Source organism: Deltaproteobacteria bacterium (genome assembly GCA_019308995.1).
In the GTDB taxonomy this organism is placed as follows: Bacteria; Desulfobacterota; Desulfarculia; order Adiutricales; family JAFDHD01; genus JAFDHD01.
The window spans coordinates 1-11,922 of sequence record JAFDHD010000099.1; the positions used below are offsets into that span (position 1 = coordinate 1).

The following is an 11,922-nucleotide window of genomic DNA, read 5'->3' on the forward strand; positions in this document are numbered from 1 at the left end:
CATGAGTTTATTAAGGAGGCACAGAAATGAATTCCATATCCAGCGCACCCCCGCCCCTGGTTCGTGTTACCCGCGGCGGGTTGACCGAGAGCCTGCACCGCGGCTCGATCCTAGTGGTTGAGGCCTCAGGCCGTCAGATCGCAGCCCTGGGCGACCCGGAGGAGATGGTTTTCCTGCGTTCGGCCGCCAAGCCGCTCCAGGCCCTGCCGGTCATTGAAACCGGGGCGGCTGACCGGTTCGGCCTGACCCCGGCTGAAATGGCCGTCATGTGCGGATCATTAAACGGCCAGGATTTTCAGGTCGCGGCGGTGCGTTCCATCCTGGACAAGATCGGCCTCAAACCCACGGCTCTGGACTGCGGGGTTCACCGGACCCACGGAGCTTCATAATAATTGCGCGGGCAAGCATGCGGCCATGCTGGTTTTATGCGTGCATCATGGCTGGCCTATTGAGGACTATACCGAAGGCCACCACCCGGTCCAGAAGCTGATCCTGAGCAAGGTCGCGGAGCTGACCGGCGTGCCGACTGAAAAAATCGGGCAGGGCATTGACGGCTGCGGGGTGCCTGTCTTTGCCCTTCCGTTTAAAAACCTGGCTCTGGCCTTTGCGCGGCTGGCCGAAGCCGCAGCCGGTTCTCAACCGGAGCCTATGGCCCGGCTCATGAAAGCCGCCCTGGACCATCCGGAGATGATGGCCGGGGACGATCGGATTTGCACTGAGGTCATGCGCGTCGGGCGCGGGCGGTTTCTGGCTAAAACCGGGGCTGAAGGGAGCTATGCCTTGGCGCTCCCTGACTCCGGCCTGGGTGTGGCGCTGGGCATCGAGGACGGCCACGCCCGGGCTGTGAACGCGGCCGTGGTCGAGGTCTTGCTTCAATTGGGCCAGTTAAGCCGGGAGGATACCGCCAGGCTGGCTGCGTTTCATCGCCCGGTTATCAAGAATCACAAAGGGCAGGATGTGGGATATATTGAGGCAATCTTTGACTTGAATTATCAGGCGTAAACGTCCAGGAGGCTGCCTTTAACCGGATGGGCAGGAGCGGCGATCTGGACTTTATTAACCTCGGTCGAGGCGGCTCGCACCTTGTCCAGCATCTGAGTCAGCATCTTCTCCCGCCAGGCCAGCCGGTTAAGCTCATCTGCATACAGGGCCTGACCTGGATGGGATTGTCTGGCTATAGAATCAACCATTCCTTTTCTCCTTCCAGGTTATAATACCTGACTTGGTAGATCAAATTCCGTGCCAGTTAGAATTTTTATTAAGAATCTAATAAAAACAGAATATTGAAGGAGTTATCCCTTTGGAGACCGCTGGGTGGAACTGCCAAAATTTTGACATTGAGACGCTAAAAAAGGTTTGGCAGGGAGGATGGCTTTCTCAACTACAAGCCAAGGATCGGGTTGAGCGATCTTTTAATGACATGAAGGCCTCTGACAGTGGTCTGACTGAGAGAGAAAAAACAGATGGAGAAGAGGAGTAAAAGGATCAATAAAGTTATAATTCCTGTAATAAAAATGGTTTTTCGCTCCAGGCGGCCCCTGAAGAAGCGCGCCAGTTTGCCTTCTGGTTTGAATCTATAAGCATCAGGTTTCTTGCGTTGGCAAACGAATTCAGGGTAGTTCGGATCCCGGTAGCGCGGGTCTATTTTCTTACGCTTTTCTTCTGGAAAGGATTCCTGTTTTGTGAACAGCCAGGATGTAATTTGTTCAGCCATAAACAGCTTCCCGTCAATTGTAAATAAGACATGATTAAATAATCATAGATGATCATTTTTTCATGTCAAGATAAAATTGATTTAAGATTCGATGCCTTCTCGGGCTTTAATTCCCTGCTGGTAGTAATGTTTGATCTCTTTAACCTCAGAGACAAGATCCGCTTTGGCAATGATGTCTGGATGAGCGTTGCGCCCGGTGAGGATCAGTTCAACCTGAGGCGGTTTCTCGTCTAACAATTTCACCAGCTCCTGGACCTCGAGAAGGGAAAAATAAACAGCTATATTGACTTCATCCAGAACGACCACGTCATACTCCTGGCTTAACATGGCGGCCCGAGCCTCTTCCAAGGCGGCCTGCGCCTTCATGCGGTCTTCCGGCTTCAGCCTGTGAGGGTGAATAAAACCTGGCCGACCCATGGGCTTTATCGTCAGCTTTTCTTTGAAGGCCTGAGCAGAGAAATGTTCACCCGCTGAATCCGGCGCTTTCATAAACTGGACGATAAAGACCTTTAAGCCCCGGCCTATGGATCGGAATGCCTGACCTAGGGCGGCGGTGGTCTTCCCTTTACCATCGCCGGTATAGACCTGAATGTAACCTTTTGCCAGCATTAAGGGTTTCCTCCAGGGTTATGGTGACTAAAACTCAAGCTGCTTAGGGTCAGTCATGTCTTTAAACCGTTGGCTAAAGCCATGTCAAGCCTAAAACGTTTTGCATGTCTTTTTAGATTTTTCAAAGGTTCAGGCAGCGGTAATTTGAGCTTTAAATCGGAATCAAACGCAAAGCACTTGCAAAGCTATAATACAGTGAGCTAATATCAGTATTTAATTTCATGAGTATTTAGCTGCCGATCTGGCAAGTTGTATCAAACGGGTCGAGAACCATGGAAAAAAACAGATTAAAAATAATGATTGCCAATCCCAATCTTGAATTAAGAAACATCATCCGGAACTATCTGAGGCTTGAAGGCTATGAAAATTTCACTATCACGGAAAATGGGAAGTCTGCCTGGGTTAAAATCAGGGAGGCGCCTGTTGATCTAGTTGTGGCTGACTACGAGCTGCCCGATATGAGCGGGTTGGAGCTTTTGGCTGCCATCAGGAAGGACAAGCGCCTCAAGGAAACCCTGTTTCTTCTTATTTCCTCGGAGGTGCACCAGGACTACATTGCCAGGGCCGCTGAGCTGCATGTTGACGCCTACTTGCTCAAGCCGTTTTCTCACCAGATTCTGGCTAATAAGGTTAATACCATTTTTAGGAGCCGCTTCAGACCGGATCCAGGATACCTCACTTCCAAGGAAGCTGACCGTCTGCTTGAATCCGGAGATGTGGAAGGGGCCTTGCTGAAATACAAAGAGGTTATAGAAGCGACAAAAAGTTTCATGGCCTTGATGCACTATAAAATCGGCGGCGCCCATGAAAAACTTAAGCAAATTGAGGAGGCGGAGTCCAGTTACCATGAAGCGCTCAGGGTGAGCGAACTTCATGTGGATTCGCTGGATGCCTTAGGCAGTCTGAACATGAAAAAAGGCAAGCATGAGGATGCCGCCGGATACTTCAAATAGAGCGCGGACATCAGTCCCCTTAACGCTCAGCGCCAGTTTAAACTAGGCGAGGCCCTGCTTGAAACTAACGAGCCTCAGGAGGCGGAAAAGGCCTTTAAAAGATCCCTGGCCATTGACCCCTACCAGACCCATATCTTCAACCGCTTGGGCATAAGTTTGCGGCGCCAGGGGAAATTAGATGAGTCTCTCAGGTTTTTTGAACAGGCTCTTGCGGCCACGGATGACGATGAGCACCTGTATTTCAATACCGGTCAGGTTTACTCCCAGATGGGCAACAGGGAGGCCGCACGGCCGCTTTTAATAAAAGCCCTGGAGCTTAACCCCGACTTTACAGAAGCCGCGGAATTATTAGAGAAGATAAATAGATCTTGATATGATGGTTTTCATTAAACCTTTGACCTAATATGATTTTCCTGTGCAGGAATCATACAGCCGCTCAGGGTGAGAAGCATGCAGGACGGCTATCTGGCTTACCTAAACTACCAGATCAAAGAAGAGGTCGTTCAGAATTACCTTAGAGAGCGATTGATTCTTGAGGAGGAGAAGAACGAGTTTTCAGAAGAACTGGCTGCCTACCGTGAGGTTGAAACAGCGGCTGGAGAGGCGCTAGGTTATCTGGGCTGCCTGCTGCTCACCCCGGATAATCTTGGGAAGTTTTTTTCCTTAATCGGCTTTCAACATCCGCCCTTTCCCTGGCTCAGTGCGGGTGAGATCACGGGTCAACCTCCAGCATGCCCGGCCGGCTTGAGGCCGAAAGGGCTTACAGACCGCGGCCGTTACCTCGATCTTATTATTAAGACCTATAACGAATTTCGAGGGCTTGTCTGTAAAGGCCAGGAGGCCGCGGACAATCTTAAGGCTCTGTCTGACGAGATAAACCGGGACATTAGGACCTTTGAACAAAACTACGATATTATGAGTATCATCGGGTTCTTAAAAAGCCTGGACGTGGAAACAATTATAAAAAAAAGGTTTCTGGGCGATAACTTCACTCCAGCCGAGATCCATTCGCTTCATGAGAAAATGGTTATTCAGCCTGTTAGTCCTGACATGGAAGGAGTTCATTCCTGGCCTGAGCTGCCTTTGCCAAAGGAAGCCAAGAAGCAGACCATGAACTTTCTTTATCATATATTCCAGAAATACAGAGAGGTCATTCGCCCGGCCTTGCGCTAGCCATAAAAAGTCTTTATTTTTGGAGGTCTTCATGGAAGATTGTATTTTTTGCAAGATCGTCGCTCATGAAATACCCTCGACCGATGTTTACGAGGATGATCAATTCCTGGCCTTCATGGACATTAACCCTTTGGCGCGCGGGCATTGCCTTCTCATCCCAAAGGCTCATCACCAGGATATCTTCACCATACCTGAAGATCTTCTGCGTGACCTCATTTCCGCGGCCCAGCGTCTGGCCAGGGCCGTGAAAACGGGTTTGAAAGCGGATGGCGTTTACATCTGGCAGGCCAACGGCCGGGCCGCCTCGCAGCTGATTCCTCACTTTCACATCCATTGTCTCCCGCGCTGGGACGATGACAGGCTCGACATGGGTAGCTGGGAAGCAGGACAAGGCGACATGGAAGATATCAAGGCTGCGGCCGAGGAGATTAAAAAGGGATTATAACTAATTCCCCGGAGGCAGGTTGACCGTTTGATTCGGATAACTTGAGATGCCTCTGCAAATATTAAGATCAAGGTAATGTCCGAACAGCCAAAGGCCGAAGAAAGGCCGCTTAAAAAAAAGCTTGTCAATAAGATAGGTATGGAGTTTATCCTTATCCCGGGTGGGGATTTTATCATGGGCACCGATTCCCTGGTAGACGATCCAGCCGATCTGGAGGCGGTCGAGGCCGCTGTTCGAGAACAGGAAAAACAAGACAATTACACCCGTTATGACTCAGCTCCCCAACACCTGGTCCGGATCAGATCTTTTTATATAGGCCGTACACCCGTCACCCAGGGACAGTGGGAGCTGGTCATGAAGCGCAATCAGGCCAGTTATAAAGGCGGGCATGATTTCCCGATAGAGACGGTGCACTGGTATGAAGCTCAGGAGTTCATCGAGCGGCTTAACGAGATGATGAACACAAACGCTCATCGCCTGCCTAGTGAAGCCGAGTGGGAATATGCTTGCCGGGCCGGGTCCCCGGGGGAATACTGCTTTGAAGGACGGCGGGCTCGCCTGGATCACTACGCCTGGTATGGCGCCAACGCCGGATTTTACCCGCGGCCTGTCGCCCAGAAGAAAGCCAATAAATTCAAGTTGTTCGATATGCACGGACTGGTATGGGAATGGACAAACTCCCTGGAAAAAGGTTATCCTTATCGGGCCGATGACGGGCGGGAGGACCTGGAAGCCTCTGGAGTTAGAGTCGTGCGCGGCGGAAGCTGGAACAGCGATCCTTACTTCCTGCGCTGTGGTTTCCGGGACTGGCACCTCCCTGTCCACCGGGACCACGACATTGGATTCCGTCTGGCCGTAAGTTAAATATTTGACCTCCAGGCTGACCATTCACCCTGGACTTTGGCGGTCAGGTTCTGGCCCGAGGAGTTGACCAGTCAGGAGAAATACTGAACAGGTCGGAAGTACTGTCACAGGCCCGGGCCATGGGTGAAGCCGCGGCTGATTTCTTGAGCCGTAAATAATGTCTCTTCGAGGAGGAAGGACCTATCATGCCTAAAATACTCATAATCTGGCTGGCCTTCTGTTTTGGTCTGGCGGGAACTGCCTTAGCGGCCGACCCCTCAATTGCCATTCAGCAGGCCAATTACAGCTATCACAACGGCGACTATACCCGGACAATCGTTGAATTGCGACAGGCCCTGCAAGGAACCTGGAACAAAGCCCCACTGACGCTCAACAATGTGACCTGGATAATCGAGCCCCCGGATGGGTATGGCATGTACGAGCCACGTGAGAGTGACGTCTTTAATCCGGCTGAACCCATCCTGATTTACCTCGAACCGGTGGGCTTTACCATAAAAAAGGTTGGGCCTTTTTACCGTTTCAGGTTATACGCTGATTTTGCCGTCCTGGACGCAAAAGACAAGCTGTTGGGGAGTCAGAAGAATTTTGCTCAGTACCAGGTGGAGTCTCGCTCCCTTCACACCGAATATCCGATGTTTTTTACCTTTAATTTCAGAGAGCTGCCTCCAGGAAAGTACAAACTTCAAATTACGATTCATGACGAGTATTCCGATAAAGAGGCGACCTTAAGTAAGGTTTTTGAAAAGAAATGACAGGCCCCCGGGTGCGCAGCAGTCATCAAGGCCTCGAACAAGGAGTCTTTGTCGTCTTTGAAGGCATTGACGGCGCTGGCAAGACGACCCAGGCCTTTATATTGAAAGAACATATAGAAAAGCAAGGCCTTGAAGCCGTTTATGTCAAAGAGCCCACCTCAGGGCCGTGGGGTCAAAAGATAAAAGACATCGCCCGTCATGGCCGGAATAAAATCTCCTTGGAAGAGGAGCTGAATTATTTTATCTTCGACCGGGAGGAAGACGTCCGGGAGAATATCAGGCCTGCCCTGGACCGGAGGAGCGTTGTTATCGCGGACAGGTATTTTTACAGCACTATTGCTTATCAATCCGCTCTGGGACTGGACCCGGAAGAGATTCGTGCGAAAAACGCCAAGTTTCCTGTGCCTGACTTGGTTATTCTTCTTGATATCTCTCCCGAGCTCAGCCGCCAAAGAATCACCGCCAACAGAAAGGAGCAGGCGAACAAGGGCTATGAGCAGCTGGGTTTACTGACCGCTGTCAAGAAGGCCTATGAAACCCTTCAGGACTCAAATATTGTCAGGTTGGACGGGAGATTAAACATCGAAACCACAGCCCGACAGGTCTGGGACAAGGTGGAACCTCTTTTAACCAGGCGACTGATCCGGGTGGGATGAAAGGCGCCCGGAGACCCTTATTGGGGAATCCCTGACCTAGAAAGGGCTCAGCCGGTTTCCTGAAGCGATTGTTTATGCTGATATCGGTTCAGGAAAAACAAGGCGACGATGATCAAAGCGCGTAAGTTCAAGCATGGAAAAGGAGCGGCAAGCGTAAGAAAGTCGGCTTAGCCCTCAGGGGGTTATTGCAAATATCTTCGTCTCAAAACTCTGTATTGAATAAAAAAATATTGACAGGGTCCTTTTTATAAGGCATATAAGGCATATATGTAACTCCAGCCCCCCAGGTTATAGTGGGGATTTATGGGAAAGGAGCCGGGTCTATGGCCGTCACGAAGGAGAAGATAATCACCCAGGTCTACGAGAAGACTGGTCTGAGTAAAAGTCGGTCCCGCGAGGTCGTGGAAAACCTCCTTGAAATCATCAAGAGCACCCTGGCTCAGGAAGAAAATATCCTCATTAGCGGCTTTGGCAAGTTCGTGGTCAAACACAAAAGACCACGCCGCGGACGCAACCCGCAGACTAACCAGGACCTTCAGCTTCGAGCTCGTAAGGTCGTTGTTTTCAAGACTTCCGGGGTGCTGCGTCGCAAGATTAACGGCCTTGCGGACGAGTGATCTCCGCCCCCAAACCCTGACAAGGTCAATCTATTCATTTAGCCTAGCGGGCTACCACAAAGCAGCCTTCAAATCCTTCTTTCTCCAGCCGGGCCTGCAGATCCATGGCCTGGCCGATCGTCCTTTTTTCAGAGACCCGGACGCGGTAGAAGGTGGTATTGCTAAACTCAAAGATTTCTATGCGAACGTTATCGTAGCGCTTCTTCAATCTGGCCTGTAAGGCCTCTGCATTGCCCTTTTCCCGAAAAGAGCCAACCTGAACCGTGAACCGGCCTTCGGTGTAGCTCCTGGGCTGGACAAGGACAGAGATCATCTCTCCGTCAACCTTCCTTTCTTCAGGGACCCCCAGGGCTTCCACGCGCACCCAGGCTGTTCCTTTTCCAACCAGCCCAACCAGCCTCGCCGCAATATAACTCAGATCAATGATCCGGCCTTTAACAAACGGACCCCGGTCGTTGATCTTCACAGTCACATCTTGAAAATTCGATAGATTGGTTACTTTAACCCAGGTACCTAGAGGCAGGGTTTTATGAGCGGCCGTCATATCATACATATTGTAGCGTTCACCGCTGGCTGTTTTCTTGCCGTGAAATTTTCGGCCATACCAGGAAGCGACGCCTTTCTCGACGTAGCTTTGGGCGGAGGCCAGAATCCAATAGCGCTGACCTTTGAGGGTGTAAGACTGGCCTGATAGAGGGTAGGATTTCCTGGCGGGTGTCTCAGCCGGAAGCCGGGTTGTGGCTTTGGGCGGCTTGGGTTTTTCTGTCGAGCGAGAGCCCGGAAGGATGGAGGCGCAACCGGCCAGGTACGCGCCGATTAGAACGGCCGCCAGGGCGCCCAGAATAAGATAGACCAGGTTGATCTTTTGCCGGCCCAAGCCCATATGACCCTCCTGTCGGAATTTGCCATCGTAATAATATCAGCTTGTTAAAAGCCTGTCCACTTCAGAGGTCCTTTAGAGACGGCCCATAACCCTGGCAGAGCCTGGTCTTGAGGCTAGTTGGCCCAATTATTCAATATGCCTCACGCATCCTGAGGCATGTCTTTTAAGTGGCGTATGAATGCAGACCGGAAAGGATGAGATTCACTCCCAGGTAGGTGAAAAGCACACTGAGAAATCCGATCAGAGACAAAACGGCCATGCGCTTTCCCATCCATCCTCTGACCATACGGGCATGGAGCACGGCAGCATAAATCAGCCAGGTAATCAGGGACCAGGTTTCCTTGGGGTCCCACGACCAGTAAGCGCCCCAGGCTGATTGAGCCCAGATGGCCCCGGTGATTATGCCTGCTGTAAGCAGGATAAAGCCAAAGGCGATATTCTGGTAAATGAGGTCGTCCAGGACCGAAGGCAAAGGCAGGCGGTTAACGAGATTTCTCAGAAACGCCTTTTCTCGTGGAAAAAGAAACATCAGGGCCAGCCCTGCTGAAACAGCGAAACCGGCGTACCCCAAAAAGCAGGTTATCACGTGAGCTATGAGCCAGTTGGACTTCAGGGCCGGAACCAGGGGCTGGATTTCCTTGGGCTGAAGTCCGGCATATGCCATGGAAAGAAAGGCCAGAGGCATAACAAACGCCCCGATAATGCGGTTTTTATAAATCCTTTCCATGACCACATACAGAAAGGTTATGGCCCAGGCAAAGAAAATTAATGATTCATAGAGGTTGGAGAGAGGGGCGTGGCCGACCCCCAATTGATAGGACTCCACCCACCGCCAGATGATAGCACCGGTGTGAGCAGCAAGAGCGGTCAAGGTAATGACGGTCCCGAGCGATCCAAAAACTTCCGTCTTGAATATAAGAAGGCAGATATAAGCCAGCCCGGCGGCAAGGTAAACAAAGGTGATAATACTGAGGAGTAGTGAACTTTCAAAGGTCATAATCCTGGCGCCTTATCTTCTGTGGATTTTGGATTCAACTGGTCCACCAGCCGCTCGAATTTGATCTTGAACGAACCCTGGTTGCGGTGAGCTGAACCGCCAATGATAATCCTGGTGCCTGTCCCTTCGGAGATCAGGCCCAGGTATAACTTTTGATGGGAAAAAAAGAAAGTCACCAGGCAGCCGGCCATCAACAAGGCACAGCCGACCCAGATGAGCCAGACTCCAGGGTCCTTGTTGGCTTGCAGCCCGGAAAAGTACCGGAGCTTGTAATTGAGTAGTTGAAAGGAAAAAGGACCCGGCTCCAAAGGCAGCCCGTCGGGCCTGTTCTTGAAGACCCAGACCGCGTAATTCTGAGCCCCATTCGGTCGAACCAGAAGCTTGACCGCCGGTCCGGAACGCACCAGGTTTTCGGTAAAGTCAAGTACCAGAAACGTCCCGGACCCGTCAGGCAAGATGTTCGGGCGATTCAGCGCGACCTGAAGCTCAAAGACCTTTTTATCGGAGCGTCTGGTCAGGCGCAGACCCCAGCCCTCAACCGGGGTCGAGTCGTAGAACTGCTGATAAAATGTTACCTTTCGATAGGTAAAAGGATGGTTGACCCGCACCGAGGCCTTGCGAACTTCCCGGCCGTTTTCAAGGAAGGTCAGGTCTGAGCGATACTCGCTCGGGGCGCCGCCAGGGTAGCGCTTGAGTAAGAATCGGTCCAGACGAACATCAAAAGGCAGGGTTATCCGTCCGGAATTCTGTAAGATAACCTGATCGGTCGTTTCACCCTCGGCCAGGTTTAAAAAGGCATCAAATCCGCCGTATTGCCCCACCAAGGCACCGGCCAGGATAAAAAGCAAACTGGAATGAATCGCATAGACCCCGAACCGGGAAAATGCCCCTTTGTGTGACAGGAGTACTATCCCCCAGGTGGTGGCAATTTCGCGAGGCCTGGCAAACCGGTGATCTACTATTTTTTGTATTTCAGCCAGGTTCTCGCGCGGTGAACCGGGCCGCAGAAACTGCCTGGCAAAGGGTTGTTTTTCTAAAAAACCGGGGCTGATACGCCTCCCGGAAACCGAGCGGGCCAGCTTCAAGGTCCTGGGGAAGCGCTTTAAGGAACAGACAATCAAATTCAGAGCCAAAAAGCCCAGCAGGACATTAAACCACCAGGAATGATACATATCGAACAGGTCAAGGTAATAGAATAAAGAGGTAAGCTGCGGGCCGTAGCGCTGGATAGCCTCCCCGGATGACAGATTCTGCGGGATGATCGTTCCGGCGATAGAGGCGGCGGCCAGGGTAATAAAAAGAACCAGAGCCAGTTTGACTGAGGCAAAGAAGCTGATAACCTGTTCTGTGGGCGTTTTTCTATTTGCCATGCGAGGGTCTTGGAATAAAGGTCAAAAAAATTACCACCCAGGGGGTAGTATTTATATCGCATCTGTAAGTCGCAATGTCGCTCCTGGCCGCTTAAATTTCTATATAACATTTCAGGCGTATAATTGCCAGGGGGAAAGAGGGAAATGGTTGCCAGGAAGCATCCAACCTGGCAGGAGGAGTTAAATGAGAAAAAAATCGGCATAAATATATTATTTAGCTGTAACCATTTTTATAGTCGCGCAGATGGTTTCAGAAAAATCTCGGTGAGAATTTGGCTGAAATCGCAGGGCACAAAAAACCTGCCTGAGTCGGGATTGTCGGCTCAGCAAGTTGACAATGTATCGTGTTCTTTTGTCAGCCGCTAGAGACTATTCTCCAGGGTCTCACCAAAGCTAACAATTCCCTTTATTTTTCGAAGCTTCCTCTTTCCTTTGGAATAAAAGTAAACCCGTAAACACAGAAACAAAAGACATAGTAACAACATACAAAGCATAAAAACAATTAATAACGGGAATTTTGGCTCAAAAAATATAGCATCTGAGAAAATAGACGGTTTCCCTTCGACAGCTATAAAGAATTCATCAATAGTCAAAATCTCAGTATATTTTTTGTCAATACCCCTTACCTTGATCATTCTGTCACTTACTGGAGTAATCCTAACTTGCATTACTTTACCTTCTTTTGTAAGTAGGGAATAACTCAATATGTAATAATTCATTTTGGAAAACATGATAATCGCTCCAACCAGTAAGATTGTAAAAAAAATTAAGGAGATATCTATACCAATTTTATATGTATCCCATGTTCCCCTTGGATCGAAATGCGAAAGATAGTAGAACTATTTGAAATTACACAAAATATCAGACATTACCTGACTAGTCATTAGTG

General features: G+C 50.3%; 17 protein-coding genes and 1 pseudogene. 11 read left to right on the forward strand and 7 right to left on the reverse strand.

Annotated elements, in window-relative coordinates; all coding sequences use genetic code 11:
* The first annotated feature begins 26 nt into the window (after positions 1–26).
* Complete coding sequence (locus tag JRI95_13545) at positions 27–389, forward strand: asparaginase (GenBank protein MBW2062568.1); 363 nt, start codon at positions 27–29, stop codon at positions 387–389.
* Entirely contained in the window at positions 292–1,002 is a 711-nt protein-coding gene (locus JRI95_13550) for an asparaginase (protein ID MBW2062569.1), read from the forward strand. The genes JRI95_13545 and JRI95_13550 overlap by 98 nt, the downstream gene beginning before the upstream one ends.
* On the opposite strand, the gene JRI95_13555 is transcribed toward JRI95_13550, so the two are convergent.
* The 3 genes from JRI95_13555 to cobO all read right to left on the reverse strand — a co-directional run bounded on the left by JRI95_13555 (position 993) and on the right by cobO (position 2,323).
* Positions 993–1,190, reverse strand: a complete 198-nt coding sequence (locus tag JRI95_13555) for a hypothetical protein (GenBank protein ID MBW2062570.1) — start codon at positions 1,188–1,190, stop codon at positions 993–995. The two genes, JRI95_13550 and JRI95_13555, sit on opposite strands and share 10 nt — an antisense overlap.
* Positions 1,191–1,381: 191 nt before the next feature.
* Positions 1,382–1,714, reverse strand: a complete 333-nt coding sequence (locus JRI95_13560; GenBank protein MBW2062571.1) for a hypothetical protein — start codon at positions 1,712–1,714, stop codon at positions 1,382–1,384.
* An 81-nt stretch (positions 1,715–1,795) separates the two neighbouring features.
* A complete protein-coding gene (cobO, locus tag JRI95_13565) occupies positions 1,796–2,323 on the reverse strand; it encodes a cob(I)yrinic acid a,c-diamide adenosyltransferase (protein MBW2062572.1) in 528 nt (175 codons plus the stop codon).
* Positions 2,324–2,595: 272 nt separating this feature from the next.
* Here cobO and JRI95_13570 point away from each other — a divergent pair, with 272 nt between their 5' ends.
* From JRI95_13570 to JRI95_13595, 6 genes and pseudogenes are all read left to right on the forward strand, one after another.
* On the forward strand, positions 2,596–3,276 hold the full coding sequence (locus JRI95_13570; GenBank protein MBW2062573.1) for a response regulator: 681 nt from the start codon (positions 2,596–2,598) through the stop codon (positions 3,274–3,276).
* A 9-nt stretch (positions 3,277–3,285) separates the two neighbouring features.
* A pseudogene (locus JRI95_13575) lies at positions 3,286–3,399 on the forward strand (tetratricopeptide repeat protein).
* 33 nt (positions 3,400–3,432) lie between these two features.
* Entirely contained in the window at positions 3,433–3,648 is a 216-nt protein-coding gene (locus JRI95_13580; GenBank protein ID MBW2062574.1) for a tetratricopeptide repeat protein, read from the forward strand.
* 78 nt (positions 3,649–3,726) lie between these two features.
* Positions 3,727–4,449, forward strand: a complete 723-nt coding sequence (locus tag JRI95_13585; GenBank protein MBW2062575.1) for a hypothetical protein — start codon at positions 3,727–3,729, stop codon at positions 4,447–4,449.
* Between the two features lie 31 nt (positions 4,450–4,480).
* Positions 4,481–4,894 carry an HIT family protein gene (locus JRI95_13590; GenBank protein ID MBW2062576.1) on the forward strand — a complete coding sequence of 138 codons (414 nt, stop codon included), beginning with the start codon at positions 4,481–4,483 and terminating at the stop codon, positions 4,892–4,894.
* 75 nt (positions 4,895–4,969) lie between these two features.
* Positions 4,970–5,758: a formylglycine-generating enzyme family protein gene (locus JRI95_13595; protein ID MBW2062577.1), complete on the forward strand. Its 789-nt coding sequence runs from the start codon at positions 4,970–4,972 to the stop codon at positions 5,756–5,758.
* A 43-nt stretch (positions 5,759–5,801) separates the two neighbouring features.
* On the opposite strand, the gene JRI95_13600 is transcribed toward JRI95_13595, so the two are convergent.
* On the reverse strand, positions 5,802–5,945 hold the full coding sequence (locus JRI95_13600; protein MBW2062578.1) for a hypothetical protein: 144 nt from the start codon (positions 5,943–5,945) through the stop codon (positions 5,802–5,804).
* Between JRI95_13600 and JRI95_13605 the strand changes: the two genes are divergently transcribed.
* From JRI95_13605 to JRI95_13615, 3 genes are all read left to right on the forward strand, one after another.
* On the forward strand, positions 5,944–6,510 hold the full coding sequence (locus tag JRI95_13605; GenBank protein ID MBW2062579.1) for a hypothetical protein: 567 nt from the start codon (positions 5,944–5,946) through the stop codon (positions 6,508–6,510). The genes JRI95_13600 and JRI95_13605 overlap by 2 nt on opposite strands.
* Entirely contained in the window at positions 6,507–7,166 is a 660-nt protein-coding gene (gene tmk / locus JRI95_13610; GenBank protein MBW2062580.1) for a dTMP kinase, read from the forward strand. The genes JRI95_13605 and tmk overlap by 4 nt, the downstream gene beginning before the upstream one ends.
* 323 nt (positions 7,167–7,489) lie before the next feature.
* The gene (locus JRI95_13615) at positions 7,490–7,783 is read left to right on the forward strand and encodes an integration host factor subunit alpha (GenBank protein ID MBW2062581.1); all 294 of its coding nucleotides are present in this window, start codon (positions 7,490–7,492) and stop codon (positions 7,781–7,783) included.
* Positions 7,784–7,826: 43 nt separating this feature from the next.
* On the opposite strand, the gene JRI95_13620 is transcribed toward JRI95_13615, so the two are convergent.
* The 3 genes from JRI95_13620 to JRI95_13630 all read right to left on the reverse strand — a co-directional run bounded on the left by JRI95_13620 (position 7,827) and on the right by JRI95_13630 (position 11,033).
* On the reverse strand, positions 7,827–8,666 hold the full coding sequence (locus JRI95_13620; protein ID MBW2062582.1) for a septal ring lytic transglycosylase RlpA family protein: 840 nt from the start codon (positions 8,664–8,666) through the stop codon (positions 7,827–7,829).
* Between the two features lie 163 nt (positions 8,667–8,829).
* Positions 8,830–9,663, reverse strand: a complete 834-nt coding sequence (ccsB, locus tag JRI95_13625; GenBank protein ID MBW2062583.1) for a c-type cytochrome biogenesis protein CcsB — start codon at positions 9,661–9,663, stop codon at positions 8,830–8,832.
* On the reverse strand, positions 9,660–11,033 hold the full coding sequence (locus JRI95_13630) for a cytochrome c biogenesis protein ResB (protein ID MBW2062584.1): 1,374 nt from the start codon (positions 11,031–11,033) through the stop codon (positions 9,660–9,662). Before JRI95_13630 ends, ccsB begins: the two co-directional genes overlap by 4 nt.
* Between the last annotated feature and the right edge of the window lie 889 nt (positions 11,034–11,922).